Below are 21,812 nucleotides of genomic sequence, written 5' to 3' on the forward strand. Positions count from 1 at the left end.
TTCGCCTCCTTTTTTCAGGACATGTGGTATATAAACCATCTCCTAACGGATGGCTTGTTAAACCTTACGACCTTCTAAAGCCGATGGAATTTGAGGACCAGTCACACACAAATAACACATATTGCAGACTGAGGATGTGTCATGTATGAATCCTCAGCAAATCGTGGAGATCCTCTTCGGTCAGGGTAAACGGCCTTTTTTCATCGATATCCACTATTTCATTAATAAGCTGCCTTTTCTTATCCTGCAGCTCGTTCATTTTTTCCTCAATCGTTCCGCGGGTGATAAGCTTGATGACATTCACTTTATTAGTTTGGCCTATCCGGTGAGCACGGTCTGCCGCCTGCTCCTCTACCGCGGGATTCCACCAAGTATCGAAATGAACGACTGTATCTGCACCCGTTAAGTTTAAACCCGTACCTCCCGCCTTCAGCGAAATGAGAAACAGATCCCGTTCCCCTTCATTAAAGCGTCTGCACAGATCCACCCTTTCCGGCATTGCGGTTTGACCATCGAGATAAAAGTAGGGCATACCCAGTACTGCGAGTTTTCTTCCAATCAAATTGAGCATAGAGGTAAACTGGGAAAAAATCAGCACTCTTCTTCCTGACTGCCTGGCCTCCTCCAAAATCTTGAGGAGCTGGTCAAATTTTGCCGACCCTCCGCTGTATCCATCAACGAACAGAGAAGGATGGCAGCAGATCTGCCTAAGTCTTGTGATTCCGGCCAGGATTTTCATCCGGTTTTTCTGAAGTGTGTCTTTATCCAAATGCTTCAGGGTATCCTCGCGAAGCTTTGCCAGACAGGCAGCATAAAGCTTCTTCTGCTCCGGGAACAGCTCGACGATTTCCATTGACTCAATCTTTTCCGGAAGCTCAGGCAGTACATCCTCCTTCATTCTGCGGAGCATAAAAGGGCGGATTCTCCTTGCGATCTTTTTTCTTGTGAGCGTGCTGTATTCCTTTAATCCCATGAACAGCTCCGGAAAGACAACATGAAAGATTGACCATAGTTCTTCCCTCGAATTCTCAACAGGTGTGCCTGTCAGCGCGAACCGGTGCGAGGCCTGAATTCTTTTCACCGCTCTTGCCGTTTGGGTCAGCGGATTTTTAAAGGCCTGCGCCTCATCATAAAAAACCGTATAAAAAAGCCGTTTTTCATACTCATGGATGTCCCGTCTGATGAGCGGATAGGAAGTAATGAGAACATCTGCCGCTGCATGATCCTGAAAGTGCCCCGTCCTCTCTTTCCGGCTGCCATCGATAATCATGGTTTTGATGTCAGGCGCAAAGGATTCAATTTCATTTTTCCAGTTATACAGAAGAGAGGATGGACAAATAATCAGGACCGGCCTTTTTAACCGGCGGATTTCAGGAAGAACCGACACAATATACGTGATGCTCTGCAAGGTCTTCCCAAGACCCATATCATCTGCCAGAATTCCTCCAAAACCGTGCTTCGCAAGAGATTTCATCCACTTGTATCCGGTCTTCTGATAATTCCTCAGCACCGGTTCGAGCTTCACTGGAACCGCAAATTCCTTCTCGTCCGGGTGGAGAAGTCCATTAAGCAGCTGCTGAACCGAATCACCGAGCGTCATTGTGCCGGAAACAGGAACCGAATCGAGAAGCTGAAGTCCTTTGATCAAAGGCATTTCAAGCTCTTGTTCCCAGTCCTCCGCCTGTACCGGTGCCGCATTTAAAAACCGGTAAATCTCCTCATATTCCCGTTTTTCAAGAGAAAGCAGCGCCCCGCTCCTTAACCGGTAATACTTCCGTTTTTCCTCGAGGGCCGCAAGTACATTGCGGATTTCCTTTTCAGAAATTCCATCCATCTCAAACTTGAATTCCAGCCAGTTCGTCCTCTCCTTATTCGCCTCCACCTTGATTCTCGGCGGGGCTGCTTCTTTAAATATCCTGCTCCGGACAGCAGTGGTTGCAAGTACCTTGGCCACCTTTTCAACCTTCGGCAGGACATGATACAGGAACTCATATTCCAGTAGTTCATTTTGGAGATAATAGCCGCTGTCCGTCCGGGTAAATGAGCTTTCCTCCATCAGTTTAAGAATCAGATCCTCTTTTTCAATATCCCGGATGACCACCTGCAGAGAGCGTACCTCTTGTTCATCCAGGGGATTAAAAACGATGTTTCCGTAATGAAATTCAAGTCCCGCAAGCAGCCGGTTTTTCACACGGTCTAGATAGAGCTTCGCAGTAAGAGAAGTTTCCGCTAACCGCCTGGAAATTGTTTCAGATACGGTTACGTCCCCCAGTCTCCGAAGACCAGGCACCACTTTCTCCAGATACAGGCTGACCTGATGCGGCGGGATTGGGACTGTATTTTTTCCGGATGCGAGGATGACCCGATCCAATTCGGCCAAGCGCTCGAAATTTTCAGGTTCTAAGTGATACCATGTTCCTGCGGAAAACACCGATTCATAAGGCTCCAACAGGAGCAGATCCTTTAAGCCGTTCACTCTCAGCACATATCCCGATCCTTCTTCATACAAATCAAATTGAAGCGGCAGGATGCCTTCTGACAAATGAAGTCCCGAATAAATCTCTCCGTTGACCTCAAGCTCTACATTTGGCGCTTTTATAAGGACAGGCAGGAGCAGATTCCATGAAATAGGAGAGAGGAGAAGCTGAGGATCTTCCTCAGTCCTCTCATTCCGTACGATCTTGACAAGCTGCTGAAAGACAGCATCCGTCTCTTTTGTGAAGCAATAAGACTCTGGATCAAACAGGAAGCCTGGCGCAATCTGAAAGGACTGTCCGCTATTAAGCTGTTCAAGAAAAGCCCTCGGTTTCCCGATTTTCACCGGTCCAACCGTGAGATCCAGTGCAAGTAAGAGCCCACCGTCTCCCTTTGATGCCGGCTTGAACGTAAACACGGCAGGCAGTACGGTTCGAGTTTCAAAATAATTTTGCGCCTCTGTTATACGGTCTTTTCGCTCCTTAAAGGCCGTCAGCAATTCATCTGTCAGCGCATAGTCAGGGTTACTGGAGACCTCTCCCTCGATCGGAACAGGAGGAATCGTCCCTTGTTTCTGATGTTCTTCTATCTCAAGCAATACCGCCGCAACATGCTGGCATTCCTGTTTAAAGGAGATCAGCTTCGGACAGCTGCAGGCTGCCTGAAAAACGCCGCCTTTGTCCACCGTTATCGAAACACAGAAATCTTCCTTACTTTTAACAACTGCATGACAGCGATCTTCATGGTACTCCCGGAACTTTACTTTATTGGAGCGGCGCAGCGAATCCCCGCTTTTCAAAGAGACGCGGCCGCAGAGGTTTTCAATCATTTTTTTGTTCAGCTTCCTATTCAAGGCAAAAGCTCCTCAAAGTTAAATTTCGGTCTTGCATACTGTTCTTTATCTACCATTTTAACAGAGAGGGAACAAATGCATAAAAAAACTGCCGCACCCCGATGGATGCAGCAGCTTTTTTTTAGGACTGTGCTGTAAACTGCTCTTCTTCTGTTGAACCTTTAAGTGCAGTTGTGGAGGATGTGCCTCCTGTGATAACCTGTGACACTTCATCAAAGTAGCCTGTTCCGACTTCACGCTGATGTCTTGTCGCTGTGTAGCCGTATTGTTCGCTTGCAAACTCTGCCTGCTGAAGCTCCGAATAGGCTGCCATTCCGTTATCGCGGTATTTTCTGGCGAGCTCGAACATGCCGTAGTTGAGGGCATGGAATCCGGCAAGAGTAACGAACTGGAATTTATAGCCCATTTTCGCGATTTCTCTTTGGAATTTCGCAATTGTTTCTTCGTCCAATTTCTTTTTCCAGTTAAAGGATGGGGAGCAGTTGTAGGCAAGAAGCTTCCCAGGAAACTTCGCATGAATGGCATCCGCAAACTTCTGAGCCTGATCAAGGTTCGGCTCTGACGTTTCGCACCAAATAAGGTCGGCATAAGGCGCATAAGCAAGTCCGCGGGCAATCGCCTGATCGATCCCGGCTGTTGTCCGGAAAAATCCTTCTGCCGTGCGCTCGCCTGTAATAAATGCCTGATCTTCAGGATCAACATCACTTGTAATTAAATCTGCTGCGTCAGCATCCGTGCGGGCAATAATGATCGTCGGAACACCCGAAACATCCGCTGCAAGGCGGGCAGAAATCAAATTCTTCACAGCTGTTTGTGTAGGCAGAAGCACTTTGCCGCCAAGGTGACCGCATTTTTTCTCAGAAGAAAGCTGGTCTTCAAAATGAACAGCAGCTGCTCCGGCTTCAATCATGCCCTTCATCAGTTCAAATACATTAAGCTGTCCGCCAAAACCTGCTTCAGCATCTGCAATGATTGGAGCAAACCAGTCAATATCTCCTTCTCCTTCCATATGCTGAATCTGATCTGCACGCTGAAGGGCCTGGTTGATTCGTTTCACAACGGCCGGAACGCTGTTTGCCGGATAAAGGCTTTGGTCAGGGTACATATGGCCTGAAAGGTTTGCATCAGCCGCAACCTGCCAGCCGCTTAAATAAATCGCTTTCAATCCTGCCTTTACCTGTTGAACGGCCTGATTGCCGGTTAATGCTCCCAGTGCATGAATGTAGTCTTCAGTCTGAAGCAAATTCCAGAACTTTTCTGCACCTCTGCGTGCAAGAGTATGTTCAATATCAATCGATCCGCGCAGACGAATGACTTCTTCCGCCGAATACGGTCTTTCTACTCCATTCCATCTTGCATCCATTGCCCAGCTTTCTTCCAGTTTTCGCGCTCTTTCGTTTGTCATTTCCAGTCCCTCCAATAGTCTGTACGTTTTGTTATAATACAGTTTGTATTTTATAGTATTAATATATAACAGATTAATTGAAAATGGAATCTTTTTCTTTTAAATTTTTTGAATTTTTTTAGATTTATTGATTGAAAGCTTGATATTACTGGGTTTTATAAGATTCATAAAGAAGAGGAGCCAGTCTACCGCTGTATGATAACAGCAGGAAAGCAGGAGAAAGTTTCACTCAAAACGAAAAAAATCCGAACTAACAGCCAGTTCGGATTTTTTAAAAGTAATAATCAGTTTCTTATTATTCTTCCCTCCCGCTGCCCCATTCTTCAAGATAGTTGATTCTTTCCAAAATGGTCGGGTGGCTGTATCTGAAGATTTTCACGAGCCCCGGCGGATTGACCTGGCTTAAACCGGCACGCGTCAGTTCCTGGAATGTGTTTACCGCAGCCTCCGGGTTCTCTGTCATTTCTATGGCATACAGATCTGCGTCCTTTTCCTGGTGGCGCGATATGATATTTGAAAAAGGATCAGAGGCAAAGCTCAGCATGCCGAGCAGCATGAGAAAAAGCGGGAGTGAGGCAAGCTGTTTTTTCCCGTCAAGCTTCAGAACGTGCCCGTAACGCCTGATGGAGAAATTCATGAGCCTGTTGATCATATAAAGACCAAGCAAAGTGAGCACGAGATAGCCGCCTATCCCGATATAAATATGCTTCATCACATAGTGCCCCATCTCATGCGCCATGATAAACAGAATTTCTTCTTCGCTCAGTTTATTTAACGTTGTATCCCAAAGAACAATCCTTGAGTTGTCTCCAATTCCTGTGACGTATGCGTTCAAAGCATTTGTCTTCTCAGACATGTTCACTTCAAACACATGATCTGCCGGAATGTTGGCCTCCTCGGCAATCGCGAGGATCTTCGTTTCAAGCTCTTTATTTTTAAGAGGCGTAAACTCATTGTACAGCGGGTCGATCAGGACCGGCTGAATAAACATCAGGAACAGGCTGAACGGTACAGAGAGAATCCACGCAAACAGCCACCATTTCCTTGAAAATTTTCTGATCAGGCCGTACAATACGGCAACAATCAGCACCATAATTGCGCAGTTCACCCAGAAATCAATCAGCTGATCCTTCATCCACCCTGAAAAAGTCTGGGTCGTAATGTGATAGGACAGCGAAATTTTATAGCGCAGCCATTCAAGCGGAAAAGCACAGACCGTTACAAGCAAAGACAATCCAAAGACAAACACGGCCGTCTGGATAATAAAAAACCTGGAGATACTTTCAGCCCAGCGCTGCATCTTCTTTGCAAACCCGGTAACGAGGACAACAAAAAAGATAAACCATTCAAACGGAGCGGCGGCAAAAAACATAAAATCCCTCAGCTTCGAGTATTCACCCGAGAGCATCAGCTCCCTGCTGTTCATAAACGTATTCGGGTCGGCTGAACCGCCCTGGAATTGTGCCGGAAGTGTGGAGTCCGCTCCCATATAGATATACCAGTAGACAAACAGGCCGTATAAAAAATAAATCAGGACTGATACAGTAAGCCATTTGCGCATGATGTTGTCCTCCCCCGAACAAGCTCTTTGTACTAGTGTAGTGTGAAAGCGGCAGAGTTAGAACTTATTCGTACGGATTAAAACAATAGCCCGTACACGATAAGGGTAAAAATGGAACTCATGACGACAATGATGACATTCACACCAAAATAGGCCACTGCAAATGCTGCCGCGGCGCCAACTGCCCCAAACCAAATATCCTCCTGGATAAAAAAGACACCGGGCACAATCAGGGCTCCGAGCGTTGCAAACGGAACATTCCGCAATACATTCTGAACAAAAGGCGGCAGATCTATACCGCTTAGCGCAACAAGCGGAATCATTCTTGGGAGATAGGTTACTATAGCCATTCCGAGGATCATCATCATCATATTACTCATCATGCCGCTTGGCCCCCTTTGAATAAGCAAGTTCAACTAAGACAGCGGATAACAGGGTGGACAGGACAATTGACCAGCCTGTTGAAAGAGAGCCTGTCAGATAGAAAACGGAATTAAAAACCGCTGCCGCGCCCGCTAAAAAGACGACCTTCCGCTGCTTTTTCATTGACGGGACGAGCAGGCCGATAAACATCGCATACAGCGCAACAGACATACTTTCCTGCAGGGTTTCCGGAAGATTTGCGCCAATCAGATGACCGACACCGGAAAAAACAACCCAGCTTGAATATGAAATAAAAATAAGTCCGAACATATATCCAGCAGATACCGTTCCCTCTTTAACCGAAGCTACGGAAAAGGTTTCATCTGTGATACCGAAAGAATAGAGCGCCTTTTTCCAAAGACTGTCCCCCTCCACCTTTTCATTCAGGGAGGCTGACATTAAAAAATGCCGGATGTTCACAATGAACGTCGTAAACACAATTTCAAAAGTGCCCGTGCCTGCCGCAAGCAGGCTGAGCGATATGTATTGGGCAGCACCTGCAAACACAAAAATGCTCATCATCACCGTTTCAGAAAGGGTCAGTCCTGTTTCCCCCGCAAGCAGCCCGAATGTCAGCGCCACCGGCATATACCCGACCGCAATGCTGAGCCCCGCTGTCATCCCCTCTGAAAAGTGCGTCTGTTTTCTGATAAACGCTGTTTCTGCCATTGTGTTTCCTCCTCTCTCCCTATGAATAATAGATAAGCAGAAAGCATCTTGAAACTGCTTCTGTCTTATTTTCGTAAACGTGCTCCCGGTTAGCAGTAAATTTGATTGAATCTCCTTTTCCCAGTTCATAGTGATCGTCACCGATTGAGACAAAAAGTTCACCTTCACTGACAAACAAGTACTCTTCCACTCCGCTCAAATGCTGCTGCGAAACATGTCTGCAGCCCGGAAGAAGCTCAAGCAAAAATACTTCAAACTTCTTCTGCTGATCATAAGGAAAATAAGGATACACACGATATTTCTCGTTTACATCCTGCAAAGCGGTCTTTTCCTCTTTGCGGACAATAGAGATTCCGGCGTTTTCTTCTTCAACGAGAGATGAAAAAGAGACTCCAAGACCATTTGCAATTTTCCACAGGGTGTTGACGGTCGGACTTGACTGCCCTTTTTCAATTTGGGCAAGCATCCCCTTGCTCACACCTGTGACGGCTGAAAGCTGATCAAGACTGTACTGGCGCATTTTCCGGATGCTTTTTAAGTTGTAGCCAATCTGCTCCTGCAAGGATTTCATATCTGTCTCCTTTCGTTAATGTTTTTTATAGTATACATTTGTATAATATTTTGAACAATAGGAAATATTCAGACACAAGAACAAAAGCGCAAGCGCCTTGGTCAGATCCGATAGGCAGATAAGAATCCGTCGGAAAAGTCCGGGTTTGACTTTTTTGACGGATTTGTTCTGACTGAGGATTTAGGCGCTTACGCTTGCCGATGATAACTTTGTTATGTTATCCACAGCCCTATTATTCTTTATTATTTGCTGAACAAGAAAAAGCAGCCGGCCGGCTGCTTTTTCTTACTTTCCTTTGAAAACGGGTTTTCTTTTTTCACTGAAGGCTGCTAATGCCTCCAGACGGTCCTCCGTTGGAATAGTCACTTCATATGCTTTGCGTTCAATATGAAGGCCTGTCTGAAGATCTGCATTCATTCCCTGTTTGACGGCAAACTTTGCCTGCTGCAGGGCAATTGGCGCATTTTTAAGAATTTCCTCTGCGAGCTCCTTAGCAGCTTCGAGCGCATTCGGAGCTGTTTTTAAGGCAAGTCCATAGGCTGCTGCCTGCTCGGAAGTGATTTTCCTCGCAGTCAAAATCAGCTCCAGCGCCTTCGCCTCCCCAATAATTCTCGGAAGACGCTGCGTTCCTCCTGCACCCGGAATAATTCCGAGTCCAGTCTCTGTGAGGCCCACTGACGTTCGCTCAGCAATGATTCTGAAATCGCATGAAAGAGCAAGCTCCATGCCGCCCCCGAATGCATAGCCGTTAATGGCGGCAATGGTTGGCTGAGGAAGTGAATCAATTTTCGTGAAAACTTCACCTATTTTAAAGAGGTTCCGTTTCACCTGCTGGTCAGTCAGCATTTTTCGTTCCTTTAAATCAGCTCCGGCACAAAAGGCTTTATCTCCTGATCCTGTAAAAATAACGGCCCTTACTTCTTCGTTTGTCCGGATATCCTCTACTGCCTCCTCAAGCTGAAGAAGCGTTTCGTAGTTGAAACAGTTGAACACTTCCGGTCTGTTCAGCGTGACGACCGCAAGATTCTTTTCTACCGTATATAGAATAGTTGTCAAAACAGACTTCCCCCCGGCTATTTTTGAAGAACTTGATCCTTAAGCGCTCTGCGCAGGATTTTTCCAGTCGTATTCTTTGGAAGCTCCTCCAGGAATTCAATGGAGCCAGGGACTTTATACTTCGCCAGATGCTCACGGCAGTGCGCTTTCAGGCCTTCTTCTGTCAGCGATTTGTCTTTTACAACAACAAAGCATTTCACCGCTTCTCCCTGATTCGGGTCAGGCACGCCGACAACCGCAGCTTCCACTACACCCGGGTGGCTGTAGAGAACTTCCTCAACTTCACGGGGATAAACATTATAGCCGCCGACGATGACCATATCTTTTTTACGGTCAACAATTGTAAAATAGCCTTCTTCATCCATTGTGGCAAGGTCGCCTGTATAAAGCCAGCCATTGCGGATTGTATGGGCTGTTTCCTCAGGCATGTTATAGTAGCCCTTCATGACATTCGGGCCCTTGACGATCAGTTCTCCAACCTGTCCTGGAGGCACTTCCTCTCCAAGCTCATTCACCACTTTATTTTCAACGTTTAAAATGTTTGTCCCGATGGATCCTGCCTTTCTCGGACGGTCCAGCGGATTAAAGCAGGTGACAGGAGAAGCTTCCGATAAACCATAGCCTTCCGACACAACCACATTAAATTTCTGTTCAAAGCCTTTTAAAAGAGCAACCGGCATCGAAGCTCCGCCGGAAATGCACAATCTGAGCGTCCGAAGATCCTCTTTGTCCCCGCCTTCATGCTGAAGAAGGAAATTATACATCGTCGGTACTCCTGCAAAAACAGTTGCTTCATACGTTTTTACAAGCTTAAAGATTTCAGCAGGGCTAAAGCGCGGAACAATCAGCAATGTTGCACCGCTGATCAGCGGCGCGTTCAGCGAAACCGTCAGACAGAACACGTGGAACATCGGTAGAGTCGCTACGATTTTGTCCCCGTCGTTCATTTTCAAGTAAGAACCTACATCACGTGCATTGCTGTACAGGTTTTTGTGCGTCAGCATAGCGCCTTTCGGCTTTCCTGTCGTGCCTGATGTATAGAGAATGACAGCCGTGTCATCGTCCTCAAGCGTAACTTCAGCCGGGTTTGCGCCTGCCTGGGCCACAATACTTGTAAACGATTTCAATTTTGGACTGATTGAAAGCGAAGACACATCAAACCCGCTCTTAGCTTCTGACGGAGGTGTTTCACATGAGATAATGTGCTCGACCTGAGGCAGAACCCCATTCATTTTTTCAAAAAGCGGCAGCAGCACATCCAGTGTGACAATTGTCTTTACATCACCGTTATTCAATATGTACCCGATTTCATCCGGTGTGTAAATTGGATTGATTGGTATAACCGTAGCCCCCGCGCGCATTGCCCCGTAAAGAGAAATCACGAAATACGGAGAATTGCCAAGCACAAGCGCAAGATGATCCCCCTTTTTGACCCCAAGCTGCTGCAGACTGTCAGCAAATTTGCTGATCAGCACATCAAGTTCCCCGTACGACGTTTCTTTCCCTTCAAAAATAAACGCCGGCTTGCCTCCGTACTTCTGTGCAGACAGAGACAGCTGTGATAGTAAATTCATTCTCCCACCCCTTGCGAAAATGAATGAACAGCCATTCATTTTCTAAAAATTTAAAACTATAAATCTATTATATTTTATGACGGAAAAATTCTCAACAAACGGCTTGGCGGATGTGGGAGAAATTTGCTGAATTGTGAACGTATATCACCTGCCCAACAATAAAAAAGCGCCCTAAAAAAGGACGCGCTCCGTAATCAATAGATAAGCTCAATAAATTGTTCTTTTTCAATATTGCCGAAATAATGCTTGATATCTGTGTCCCTCAAAGCTGTTTCAATGGAAGAACGGTCATATTGCAGGCCGGTAAGAAGGTTTTCGATCTCTTCAACTTCACCTACCCCGAAGAAGTCTCCGAAGATTTTGCAGTTTTCGATTTTACCTTTCTTCACTTCCAGGCGGATGTCAATCTGTCCGATCGGAAAGCGGTGCGAATGCTGGAGGTTAAAGGATGGCGATTTGCCGTAGTTCCAGTTCCAGTTCTGATAGCGTTCCTCAGACAGAGCATGGATTTTTTCCCAATCCGCTTCTGTTAAAACGTATTGCGGAATTTCGCCGTCTGTATCGAAGATGTAGCGCAGAATCAGTTCTCTGAATTCCTCAATCGTGATTTTCTCTTCAAGAAATTCGCTGATGTTTGCCACACGGCTGCGAATGGATTTGATTCCTTTTGACTCGATCTTGTCCTTTTTCACTTTCAGCGCGGACACGACGTTTTCCATTTCCGAATCAAACAGCAGCGTTCCATGGCTGAACATTCTGCCCTTTGTAGAAAACTGGGCATTTCCTGAAATCTTTCTGCCTTCAGCAAGGATATCATTGCGGCCGCTAAGCTCCGCATCTACACCAAGACGCTTTAATGCGCGCGTCACGGGTTCAGTGAATTTTTTGAAATTGTGAAAGCTGTTTCCGTCATCTTTTGTAATAAAGCTGAAGTTCAGGTTACCAAGGTCATGATAAACCGCACCCCCGCCTGAAAGCCTCCGCACAACATGAAGACCCTGCTCTTCCACATACTTTGTGTTGATTTCTTCTATTGTATTTTGATTCTTCCCGATGATAATGGAAGGTTCGTTAATATAAAAAAGCAAATACGATTGCTCAGGATCGAGATTTTTCAGGCAATATTCTTCGATTGCCAGATTGATTCTCGGATCTGTAATTCCTTTATTATCAATAAACAGCATGTACTTTTCCTCCTAATTGCCCTTCGTCCATTGCAGGCCGGATGCTGCAAGACGGACGGGACCTTTGTAGATCGTTTTAGCCTCACTTACGAGATTTGCCACGGTTCCGAAATGAGGAAGGTGCGTCAGGATCAATTCTTTTACCGAGGCACGCTCAGCAAGTCTACCGGCATCAAGACTGTTCATATGCCCGGCAGACGAGCCGTCCATATCCCCGTAAAAATTGCATTCGCACAGCAGAAGGTCTGCATCTTTTGAAAATGGGACAAATTCTTCCCGGTAACTGGAATCAGCCGTGTAAACAACCTCTGCTTCGCCATCTGAAATCCTCATCGCATAGCAGTCTACCGGATGCTTTGTTTTCATAAAACGGATGTGAAACGGTCCAATCTGGATTGGTTCTTCCGGATTGTAGGCTTTTCCTGCACTTACTTCTTTGTATGTAAGCCCTGCAAATGCTTCTGCATCAGCTGAATGGCCGTATATAGGCAGCGTCCTGGTGCTTTTATTCATAAAGGATCCAACAAGTCTTGCAAATTGCAGCGGCCCTACATCAGCAATATGATCATGATGATAATGAGACAGGATCACCGCATCAAGTTCTTCCGGTTTTGCGTAATTCTGCAGCTGGGATAAAACCGCGCTTCCGCAGTCAACTAAAAGCCGGAAACCATCTGATTCAAACAGATAGCCTGAAGAAGCTTCATTTACAGCAGGAAATCCTCCCCAAAAACCAACAACCGTTATTTTCATGTGAATCCTCCCTCGCTCATTCCTATCTTACAATATACCCATTTTTCGCTGACAAGCGCAAGCTGAGGCGCCTCTAAACCTGTAGACAGCAGCCCATTTTTTGAAAAGAAGCATATTGTTACAAAACAGATGTTGACATACCTCCATCTGTTATAATACAATGAGTGTAATAACAACTTGGAGGGGATACCAATGTTAGTTAAAATGACTGAATTTTTCAAAAACCTGCCGGCAAAAAAATGTCTTGAGTGCGGGGAAAAGATTGAAGAGCAGCACGAGTGCTACGGCAATACATGCGATAAGTGCATGAACGTCGGCAGCCTGTAACCATACCAATCCTATACCTATATTTTTGAGAAAGGACTCATTGTCCTTTCTTTTTTTTTTGCGAACATTTACAGCACTTTCCCGATTTTCTATACCCGCGTTTCTGTTCTTAACTGCCTGCAGCTGCACTTTCTTCTTTTCCCATAACCACGTTTGTGTTCTTAATCCCCGCTAACAGCACTTTCTCCCTTTCACATAACCGCGTTTGTGTTCTTAACTGCCTTTAGCAGCACTTTCTCCATTTTCTATAACCGCGTTTGTGCGCTTAACCGCCTCTAACAGCACTTTCTCTATTTTCCATAACCCCGTTTGTGCGCTTAACCGCCGCTAACAGCACTTTCTTCTTTTCCCATAACCACGTTTGTGTTCTTAACCCCCGCTAACAGCACTTTCTCCCTTTCACATAACCGCGTTTGTGCGCTTAACCCCCGCTAACAGCACTTTCTCCTTTTCCCATAACCACATTTGTGCGCTTAATCGCCGCTAACAGCACTTTCTCTTATTCCCATAACCACGTTTGTGCGCTTAACCGCCTCTAACAGCACTTTCTCTATTTTCCATAACCCCGTTTGTGCGCTTAACCGCCGCTAACAGCACTTTCTTCTTTTCCCATAATCACGTTTGTGTTCTTAACCCCCACTAACAGCACTTTCTCATTTTCCCATAACCACATTTGTGTGCTTAACCCCCGCTAACAGCACTTTCTAATCTCCCCATGATTAATAAGTGCTGCAATAAAGCTTTACTATAAATAAAAAAAGACACTGAAAATCTCAGTGTCTCTCCTGTCATACTTCCCTGTCCCAATGACGGTGCTCGGCTGCGGCACTGATAAATGCATCAGAGAATACCGCAGGATCTTGTGTTTGTTCTGCTACAATCACGCCGGGACCATTAGCGATTCCCGCTGCTTCAAGTACTTCTGCAGCTTCATAGGCAGCTCCAATTGGCTTAAAGTGACTGAATCCTTCTTTTAGAAATGCTGCGGCGTCTTTTTTGCCGAGCAGAAGCTCTTTGTTCTTCTGCCCGCCCGCTACATAAAAAGCGTCGAACAGAATGGAATCACTTGTGAGGAAGGTATGATTAACCTCAAGCTCTTCGCCGCCCTCACTTTTCAGCGGGCTCAGCGTATGGCTGATGACTTCAGGCATCATGCCTGTTTCTTTCATTTTTCCAATAAAAGCGTTCAGGGAAGCCGAATCGTAGCCGTCTTCGGCAAGCACTGCCACTTTACGCGTATCGGGAACTTTGACCGTTTTCTCCTGGCTCAGTGCAGGTGACTCAAGTGTGACGCCAGACTCCGTTTGCTCATTTGGAACCGAAGCGCCAATCCCCTCAGCCACTTCACCGGCAAGTCTGGTGTCAATGCAGCTGATCATATTGACGACCTGCTGCTGAACGCTTTTGCTTTTTACTTTGCCGAGCTCAAAGCGGAAGGCAGAGATCATATGCTGCTTTTCCACTTCTGACATGCTGTTCCAGAACAGCTTTGCCTGTGAGAAATGATCTTTAAAGCTCTCGCTGCGCTGGCGGATCTTCCGTCCATCCACTTTTTCCTGATAGTGGACATATCCGCCTTGCTCGCGCGCGGCAGGACGCGGAGCGTTTTGGGCAAGCGAATTCTGATGATAGGCTGTCTGCCCGCGGTTTATGGTCATGCGGTGCATGCCGTCCCGCTGATTGTTATGAAACGGACAGACAGGACGATTGATTGGAATCTCATGGAAGTTCGGACCGCCAAGTCTTGTAATCTGTGTATCTGTATAGGAAAAGAGGCGCCCCTGCAGCAGCGGATCATTTGTAAAATCGATGCCCGGCACTACGTGTCCCGGATGGAACGCAACCTGCTCAGATTCGGCAAATACATTATCCTGATTGCGGTCGAGCGTCATTTTGCCGATGATTTTAACTGGGACGATTTCCTCCGGCCACAGTTTTGTTGCGTCAAGAAGATCAAAATCAAAGTTAAATTCGTCCTCTTCCTCAATCATCTGAACCCCAAGCTCGTACTCAGGATAGTCACCGTTCTCAATAGATTCGTAGAGATCTCTTCTGTGAAAATCAGGATCTTTTCCGGCAAGCTTCTGGGCTTCGTCCCATACGAGCGAATGAACGCCGAGCTTCGGTTTCCAGTGGAATTTTACGAAGCGCGCTTTTCCTTCTTCATTGACAAACCTGAAAGTATGTACGCCAAACCCTTCCATCATCCGGTAGCTGCGGGGAATCGCCCGGTCAGACATCGCCCACATCATCATGTGTGCAGATTCCTGATTGTTGGCAATGAAGTCCCAGAACGTGTCATGAGCAGATGAGGCCTGGGGCATTTCGTTATGAGGCTCCGGCTTTACGGCATGGACGAGATCCGGAAATTTAATCGCATCCTGGATGAAAAAGACAGGGATATTGTTCCCGACGAGATCATAGTTTCCTTCTTCCGTATAAAATTTAACGGCAAATCCCCTGACATCCCTGACCGTATCTGCAGACCCCTTAGAGCCCGCCACCGTTGAAAACCGCACGAATACAGGTGTTTTGACAGAAGGGTCCTGCAAAAATCCCGCCATTGTAAATTCTTTCATCGGCTCGTAAACCTGAAAATACCCGTGTGCTCCGTATCCCATTGCATGGACAGCCCTCTCCAGAATCCGCTCGTGGTCGAAATGGGTCATCTTTTCCCGGAAATGAAAGTCCTCCATCAGGGTCGGTCCGCGGTCGCCTGCCTTAAGAGAGTGCTCGTCATCTGAAACCTTAAGTCCCTGATTTGTCGTCATGTTCCCGTCTTTATCATCAACCCGGTATGCTTCCAGCTGCTCATCCTTGCTGTTTTTACTCTGCTTGTCCAAATCTCTCATCCCTTCCGTACAGTAATAGTCACCCTTTTGAATTACCACACTTTTCTTTCCAGTAAACATTGAAGGCGTATGCACATAAAAAGTGGACTGGACAAAAACATTTCCGCAGAGGTTATACCGCAATAAGCACTTGTATCTTATGCTATCTTGACACCGGCAGCTGATTATACCTTACGAATGAGACGGTTTCTTATGCTATCTTGACACCGGCGGATGATTATACCGTACGAATGAGACGGTTTCTTATGCTATCTTGGCACCGGCGGATGATTATACCGTACGAATATGGCTGATTCTTATGTTATCTTGGCACCGGCGGATGATTATACCGTACGAATATGGCTGATTCTAATGTTATCTTGGCACCGGCGGATGATTATACCGTACGAATATGGCTGTTTCTTATGTTATCTTGGCACCGGCGGATGATTATACCGTACGAATATGGCTGTTTCTTATGTTATCTTGGCACCGGCAGCTGATTATACCGTACGAATGAGACGGTTTCTTATGTTATCTCTGCACCTGTGGCTGATTATACCGTACAAACGAGCATGCATAAAAAAGGGTGAATTTGAGTTGAACTCAAATTCACCCTTTTATGCTACTGGCCCAGCCTCTTACTCTCTTAAACGTTTGCGAGCTTTTTGCCGGCCGTTGAATCTCTTATAATCAGTTTTAGCGGAAACTGATAGATTTCACGGGCAGCATAAGATTTTCTGTTTATTTTTTCAATCATGATGTCCATGGCTTTTTGGGCCATTTCGCAGACAGGCTGCTGTACGGTTGTAATCATGGGGTCGAGCAGTTCTGTGATGGCCTGATTATCAAAGCCCACAACTGCAAGGTCAGAAGGAATGCTCCAGCCGTTTTTTTTCGCTTCAGAGATGACTCCTGCAGCCACTTCATCTGCTCCGGTAAAAAGAGCGGACGGCCGATTCTCCAAAGCAGCCAGCTCATGAAAAACACGTTTTCCGTCTTCAATATTAAATGCATTCCGGAATGCGGCGTTTTCATCAAACGTTAATCCAGCTTCCTTCAGTGCCTGCCTGAAGCCTCTTTCCCGCTCTTTGGCAACGTTGCTTCTGTGCCCGCCGCAGCAATAGCCGATATGGGTATGCCCCTGTTCAATCAGATGCTTGGTTGCTATGTATCCTCCAAACGTCTGATCAAGCCTGATCATCGGCACAGACGCATCCTCTTCAAACTCATTGCAAAGAACAATCGGACCGTAATCTGTGAATGGCTCGATTTTGCTCCAGTCGTTCTCCAGGGATGCAAGTATCACACCATCCACCTGCTTTGTTTTAAGAAGGTTTAAATAGGTGAGCTCTTTTGTTTTGGAATATTGAGTCTGGCACACAATCAGCTGATAATTCCTGGCTGACGACGCCATTTCAAGTGATTCGATAAACTGGCTGAAAAAAGGATTTAGAACCCGCGGTATAAAAACAGCAATAATTTCAGTTTTTTGATTTCGAAGACTTCTTGCAGATGAATTTGGAACATATCCAAGCTCATCCATTGCTTCTAAGACAACTTTTTTCTTCGAATCGGAAACGTACGGATGATTGTTGATGACCCGGGAAACAGTGGTCCTTGACAGTCCTGCAAGTCTGGCAACATCCTCGATTGTTGACACGTTCACTCCTCCTCATCTTGCGAACGAACAGCGTACCCACGGTGAAATCGTTCTCATTTTTCTATTATATGTTAAAATGTAAGGGCTTTCAATAATAGTTTTATAGATTTTTCCATTGCAAAAAAACACCCGAAGCTTTTTGCTTCGGGTGTTTAAGGTTATGCTGCAGCTTCCTCAGTGAGGCTGTTCTTGTTTTTTCTCATGGCCACGAAGAAGTAGGCAATGGTTCCTGCAATCATCGCTGCGATGAAGATGCCGAGGATACCTGCCTGCTGCCACATGAAGCTGTAATCACCTGATGAGATGACCGCTTTGAAACCTGAGACTGTATAGGTCATCGGCAGCCATGCATTAAAGATCTGCAATGGCTCTGGAATCAATTCCAGAGGGAATGTTCCGGCGCTTGTAGTAAGCTGGAGAATCAGGATAATAATAGCCACAAATCTTCCCGGATCTCCTAGTGATGTCACAAAGAATTGTACCAGTGTAAGGAATGCTATGCTTGTGATGATGCTGAATAAAATAAACAATGGAACACTTTGTACTTCGATATCAAGTCCATAGAGTAAAACGGCATCAGACAGCAAAGCCTGGATGACTCCGACTGCAGCCAGTACACCAAACTTGCTCATGAACCACCCAATTGCGCTCTTAGGCGTTCCGGCTGCCTGTCTTAACGGGAATACGATGGAAAGCAGCAGGGCTCCAACGAATAGTCCGAGTGACAGGAAGTATGGTGCAAAACCGGTTCCGTAGTTTGGAACGGCGTTGATTTTTTCATCTTTTACTTTTACCGGCTCTGAAATCATGTCATAGGTTTCGTCAGAGCCTCCGGCATCTTTTGTTTCCTCTGCTGCGTCACCAAGTTTAGATGACAGCTCGCCTGTCCCTTCAGAGAGTTTGCCGACGCCGTCGTCCACTTTTCCGGCACCGTCAGCAAGCTTGTTTGTGCCGTCCTGAAGCGCACTTGACCCTTCAGCAAGCTTTGAAATTCCGGAACCGAGTTCATTATTTCCGGCAGCAAGTTCAGCTGAGCCGGCTTTTGCTTTCGCGAATTCCTGATTAAACGTCTTTTGTCCTTCGGTTAATTGTTTTTGCCCATTCAGCAGTTCACCTGAGCCTGCATACAGTTTTTCCTGTCCGGCCACAAGCTGATTGATGCCTTCTTCTGCTTTCTTTTGGCCTGCTGCAAGTTCAGAAGAACCTTTTGAAAGCTTGGAAGCACCTTCCTGAAGCTCTCCGGCTCCTGCTGAAAGTTCTGCACTTTTACCAGCAAGAGTAGATGCTCCCTTTTGTGCATCGGCAGCTCCCGCAGAAAGCTGTCCGAGACTTGACTCCAGCTGTTTGCTTCCTTCAGAAAGCTGGCTGACGCCTTTTGCCGCTTCAATCAGTTTTTGTTTCTCAGCTTCCGGAAGAGGAAGCTTCTCGATTTGCGGCAGCATGACTGCCAGCTGGTCATTTAACTGAGTCAGGCCTGCAGAGAGTTCTCCGGCTCCTTTATAGGCAGCCTGATTACCGGCAGAAAGCTTATCGAGACCTGTAGATAATTCACCTGCTCCGGCAGCTAATGCCGTGCTTCCGTCAGAAAGGCGGTTAACTCCTCCGGATAATTCACCTGCTCCGGCACTGATTCCCTCAGCTCCGGCAGTAAGTTTTGGAACATTGCTTTGCAGCTCTTTCATTCCGGATAGAGACGTTCCAAGACCTTCGTTCAGCTGGGCAGCTCCTTTTTCAGCGCTCACTGATCCGCTGTAAAGCTTTCCGCTGCCATCCTGAAGCTGTCCCAGACCGCTGTCAAGCTCTTGGGCTCCGTCTGCCAGTTTCTTTGCTCCGGCAGAAGCGTCATTCAATCCGTCCTTAAACGTGATCGATTTTCCTGCAAGCAGCTCAAGCTTTTCTTTCAGTTCAGCTGAACCGCCTTTCAGATCGACGACACCCTCATCGATCTTGCCTGCTCCATCACTTGCATCGCCAAGTCCGTCTGCAAGCTTGTCAATGTTTTCAAAGATGCTTTCTGCATAGGTTTTCGTAATCGTATTTGAGACTTCTTCTTTAATTTGAGCAACTGCTGTTCCGCCAATTTGCCCTGACAAAAAGTTAAAGCCTTCATTCGGAACATATTTCAGTTCAAGTGACTGAGGATCCTCATCCATCAGTGTTGTCGCATTTTCCGAAAAATTCTCGGGTATTTCAATCATCATATAGTACTGCTCGTTTTCAAGGCCTCTCACAGCCTCATCCTTTGAAACAAATTTCCATTTGAACTTTGGATTTGCTTTCAAATTATCAACAAGCTCAGATCCAATCTGAAGCTCTGTTCCATCATAATCTGCTCCAGTATCTTCGTTGACTACGGCAACAGGAAGCTGATCAAGCTGCTCATACGGATCCCAGAACGCCCAAAGGAACATCCCTGCATACATGAGCGGGATGAATAAAACAGCAAGGACCGGAATCAGCACTTTTTTATTGGAAACTAACGCTTTCCACTCTTTAGCCATTAAACTCATTGCATTTCCTCCTAATTTAATACAAATTGACCAATTTGTTCAATTAGTCACTTTTCCCCAAAAAGATAGGACCATCTATGTTGATAATCCTTTGAGTAAGTATAATTCAAATAAATGCGCAATTTCTTCTTTCTCAAGCGGTTCATGGTGCTTTTCCCAGTCAAAAATGAGAGAGATATACAGTTTCAGCATCACGAATGCTGTTACTTCAGGGTTGCACTCTCGAAGTTCTCCTTTATTTACAGCTGCTTCTATTTTGGCAGCGATAAACTGCAGGATCATCTTTTCAAGCCTCTGAACAACTTCCTGAACGGCAGGTGTGCCGACATCTGTGCTTTCCTGAAAAATTTTAATCGTGAATTGATGCTTTTTTCGAAATTCAAGCAGATTGTACAGGGCACGATGAACATTTTCAAAGAATGGAAGATCTTCATCCATTGCCTCTTCAGCAGCAACCCGCATTTCCGTCAGCAAAGATGAGACAATCTCATCAAACAGCTCTTCCTTGTTTTTAAAGAAGGTATAGATCGTTCCTTTTCCCACATTTGCAAGCTTTGCAACAGAATCCATTGTCGTTGCTTTGTAGCCATAGTGGGTAAATGATCTTGTTGCTGCTTCTAAAATAAGCTGTTTGCGGTCCACGCTCAACCCTCTCACCTCCTAAAAATGACCGAATGACATTTTTGGTCATTTAGTACAAAAAGAAATATATCATACATTTTTTAAAGAAGCAACTGCTGTTATAAAGACAATAATACTTTCTCCGGGTTTATATAAACATACCCGTTCCCTTCCGCTCCGGGCACTGGAGTTTTGTGCTTTGCTATATCTCTGAGGGCCTCGCTTTTTGCAAAATCTTTTGGATAAAAGAAGCTTTGTTCTCCGTATAAGCAATTCTGTCAAACCGGTATTTTTTTGCCAGGTACACTTTCAGGTGATGATATGTTCTTGCTTCATCAGGATTTTTCCTCAAGTAATCTCTAAACAATAGTTGATTATTCCAGTGTTTTCCCTCAAATTCATAAAAGTGCAAGTGATGTGTACCCGCTCTCCGCTGGCCTTTTCTAAAAAAACGTCTTTGAGGAAATTCTTTATGGTGAACAAATTCATAATGAATTTGTTTTAAAGGTTCAATAAATTCACTGACTGTCTCCAGATTATTTACTCCAGCAGCAATATCTATGACAGGTTTTGCTCCAAGGCCCTCAACGGCTGTACTTCCTATATGTTCAATGGATTGAACCCTGTCCCTTAGAATATCGTTAAGCTTTTTCTTTTCTTGTTCGAATTGTCTCGACCAATTCATGCTGTATTCTTCTATAATAATGGCTTTATACACGTTTTTACTCCTTGATTGGGCAACTTCAGTAGCAGTGCATTTAAATAACAATTCTTAAATTAACTAGTAACGGGTTCGGTTGCCTTTTCCTTATTACTCAAAGTATTTTCCTCCTGATGTCACTTACCCATTTTCTAATTTGTTGAATTTCAACATAAAAAGCATTAATCCTTCTTCAATTAATGCCCCCGTTCGTTCATATGGGAATAAAAAAACTCTATCATCAATTTTCAAAAATACTTTGAATAAGAAAAACATAGGGAGATTTTAGTCTTCCTATGTTTTCATTCATATTATTTATCTGTTTGTTTTTGCTTCTTTTTCAAATATTCCGCACGTATTTTTTCAAGTTGCTGCTTTTTATCAAATTTGGCAGGCGTCTGTTTTTCATGAAACTTTGTCACAGCTACCTGACCTTTAGTATCCAATTGATATTTTCCCACTTTGTTCACCTACTTTTCTTGTCTTTAAAGAGATGCTATTCAACAAATATAATATACCTTATTTTACTGAAGTAAACCTTATTAGTTTATTAGTTGTACTGCAAACTTTGCATATATCAGTAAAAACATTAAAAACTGAGTAAAATAATTCATTGCCCAATTGTTTATCAGAACA

The 21,812-nt window shown here is 45.3% G+C and carries 17 protein-coding genes; 1 reads left to right on the plus strand and 16 read right to left on the minus strand.

All coding sequences use genetic code 11. From position 1 onward, the window contains the following. Nucleotides 1–139: 139 nt before the first annotated feature. The 10 genes from MHB63_04010 to MHB63_04055 all read right to left on the minus strand — a co-directional run bounded on the left by MHB63_04010 (nucleotide 140) and on the right by MHB63_04055 (nucleotide 12,524). The gene (locus MHB63_04010) at nucleotides 140–3,328 is read right to left on the minus strand and encodes a DEAD/DEAH box helicase (GenBank protein MEK3805755.1); all 3,189 of its coding nucleotides are present in this window, start codon (nucleotides 3,326–3,328) and stop codon (nucleotides 140–142) included. 121 nt (nucleotides 3,329–3,449) lie between these two features. Beyond that, nucleotides 3,450–4,733, minus strand: coding sequence for an isocitrate lyase (gene aceA / locus MHB63_04015; protein ID MEK3805756.1), 1,284 nt, complete (start codon nucleotides 4,731–4,733; stop codon nucleotides 3,450–3,452). 295 nt (nucleotides 4,734–5,028) lie between these two features. After that, the gene (locus MHB63_04020) at nucleotides 5,029–6,294 is read right to left on the minus strand and encodes a M48 family metallopeptidase (protein ID MEK3805757.1); all 1,266 of its coding nucleotides are present in this window, start codon (nucleotides 6,292–6,294) and stop codon (nucleotides 5,029–5,031) included. Between the two features lie 77 nt (nucleotides 6,295–6,371). After that, nucleotides 6,372–6,677, minus strand: a complete 306-nt coding sequence (locus MHB63_04025) for an AzlD domain-containing protein (protein MEK3805758.1) — start codon at nucleotides 6,675–6,677, stop codon at nucleotides 6,372–6,374. After that, nucleotides 6,667–7,386, minus strand: a complete 720-nt coding sequence (locus tag MHB63_04030; protein MEK3805759.1) for an AzlC family ABC transporter permease — start codon at nucleotides 7,384–7,386, stop codon at nucleotides 6,667–6,669. The genes MHB63_04025 and MHB63_04030 overlap by 11 nt, the downstream gene beginning before the upstream one ends. 19 nt (nucleotides 7,387–7,405) lie before the next feature. Further along, on the minus strand, nucleotides 7,406–7,957 hold the full coding sequence (locus MHB63_04035) for an XRE family transcriptional regulator (protein MEK3805760.1): 552 nt from the start codon (nucleotides 7,955–7,957) through the stop codon (nucleotides 7,406–7,408). A gap of 285 nt (nucleotides 7,958–8,242) precedes the next feature. Then, a complete protein-coding gene (locus tag MHB63_04040; GenBank protein MEK3805761.1) occupies nucleotides 8,243–9,013 on the minus strand; it encodes an enoyl-CoA hydratase-related protein in 771 nt (256 codons plus the stop codon). 17 nt (nucleotides 9,014–9,030) lie between these two features. After that, complete coding sequence (locus MHB63_04045; protein MEK3805762.1) at nucleotides 9,031–10,587, minus strand: fatty acid--CoA ligase family protein; 1,557 nt, start codon at nucleotides 10,585–10,587, stop codon at nucleotides 9,031–9,033. 194 nt (nucleotides 10,588–10,781) lie between these two features. Beyond that, nucleotides 10,782–11,771 carry a lipoate--protein ligase gene (locus MHB63_04050; protein MEK3805763.1) on the minus strand — a complete coding sequence of 330 codons (990 nt, stop codon included), beginning with the start codon at nucleotides 11,769–11,771 and terminating at the stop codon, nucleotides 10,782–10,784. A 12-nt stretch (nucleotides 11,772–11,783) separates the two neighbouring features. Next, entirely contained in the window at nucleotides 11,784–12,524 is a 741-nt protein-coding gene (locus MHB63_04055) for an MBL fold metallo-hydrolase (protein MEK3805764.1), read from the minus strand. Nucleotides 12,525–12,716: 192 nt separating this feature from the next. Here MHB63_04055 and yhfH point away from each other — a divergent pair, with 192 nt between their 5' ends. Next, complete coding sequence (gene yhfH, locus MHB63_04060; protein ID MEK3805765.1) at nucleotides 12,717–12,851, plus strand: protein YhfH; 135 nt, start codon at nucleotides 12,717–12,719, stop codon at nucleotides 12,849–12,851. A 788-nt stretch (nucleotides 12,852–13,639) separates the two neighbouring features. On the opposite strand, the gene MHB63_04065 is transcribed toward yhfH, so the two are convergent. The 6 genes from MHB63_04065 to MHB63_04090 form a co-directional block, all read right to left on the minus strand. Next, entirely contained in the window at nucleotides 13,640–15,703 is a 2,064-nt protein-coding gene (locus MHB63_04065; GenBank protein ID MEK3805766.1) for a catalase, read from the minus strand. Nucleotides 15,704–16,331: 628 nt separating this feature from the next. Further along, nucleotides 16,332–17,345 carry a LacI family DNA-binding transcriptional regulator gene (locus MHB63_04070; GenBank protein MEK3805767.1) on the minus strand — a complete coding sequence of 338 codons (1,014 nt, stop codon included), beginning with the start codon at nucleotides 17,343–17,345 and terminating at the stop codon, nucleotides 16,332–16,334. 158 nt (nucleotides 17,346–17,503) lie between these two features. Continuing rightward, entirely contained in the window at nucleotides 17,504–19,855 is a 2,352-nt protein-coding gene (locus MHB63_04075; protein ID MEK3805768.1) for a YhgE/Pip domain-containing protein, read from the minus strand. 75 nt (nucleotides 19,856–19,930) lie between these two features. After that, a complete protein-coding gene (locus MHB63_04080; GenBank protein MEK3805769.1) occupies nucleotides 19,931–20,503 on the minus strand; it encodes a TetR/AcrR family transcriptional regulator in 573 nt (190 codons plus the stop codon). Nucleotides 20,504–20,678: 175 nt separating this feature from the next. Then, nucleotides 20,679–21,194, minus strand: coding sequence for a GrpB family protein (locus MHB63_04085; GenBank protein ID MEK3805770.1), 516 nt, complete (start codon nucleotides 21,192–21,194; stop codon nucleotides 20,679–20,681). Between the two features lie 293 nt (nucleotides 21,195–21,487). Continuing rightward, nucleotides 21,488–21,637, minus strand: a complete 150-nt coding sequence (locus MHB63_04090) for a hypothetical protein (GenBank protein MEK3805771.1) — start codon at nucleotides 21,635–21,637, stop codon at nucleotides 21,488–21,490. Nucleotides 21,638–21,812: the final 175 nt, after the last annotated feature.

This window comes from Bacillus sp. FSL H8-0547, assembly GCA_038002745.1.
GTDB lineage: Bacteria > Bacillota > Bacilli > Bacillales > Bacillaceae > Bacillus_P.

Coding starts and splice junctions, on each gene's coding strand:
- aceA (MEK3805756.1), bottom strand. CDS start 4,733: ATGACAAACGAAAGAGCGCGAAAACTGGAAGAAAGCTGGGCAATGGAT.
- MHB63_04020 (MEK3805757.1), bottom strand. CDS start 6,294: ATGCGCAAATGGCTTACTGTATCAGTCCTGATTTATTTTTTATACGGC.
- MHB63_04025 (MEK3805758.1), bottom strand. CDS start 6,677: ATGATGAGTAATATGATGATGATGATCCTCGGAATGGCTATAGTAACC.
- MHB63_04030 (MEK3805759.1), bottom strand. CDS start 7,386: ATGGCAGAAACAGCGTTTATCAGAAAACAGACGCACTTTTCAGAGGGG.
- MHB63_04035 (MEK3805760.1), bottom strand. CDS start 7,957: ATGAAATCCTTGCAGGAGCAGATTGGCTACAACTTAAAAAGCATCCGG.
- MHB63_04045 (MEK3805762.1), bottom strand. CDS start 10,587: ATGAATTTACTATCACAGCTGTCTCTGTCTGCACAGAAGTACGGAGGC.
- MHB63_04050 (MEK3805763.1), bottom strand. CDS start 11,771: ATGCTGTTTATTGATAATAAAGGAATTACAGATCCGAGAATCAATCTG.
- MHB63_04055 (MEK3805764.1), bottom strand. CDS start 12,524: ATGAAAATAACGGTTGTTGGTTTTTGGGGAGGATTTCCTGCTGTAAAT.
- yhfH (MEK3805765.1), top strand. CDS start 12,717: ATGTTAGTTAAAATGACTGAATTTTTCAAAAACCTGCCGGCAAAAAAA.
- MHB63_04065 (MEK3805766.1), bottom strand. CDS start 15,703: ATGAGAGATTTGGACAAGCAGAGTAAAAACAGCAAGGATGAGCAGCTG.
- MHB63_04075 (MEK3805768.1), bottom strand. CDS start 19,855: ATGAGTTTAATGGCTAAAGAGTGGAAAGCGTTAGTTTCCAATAAAAAA.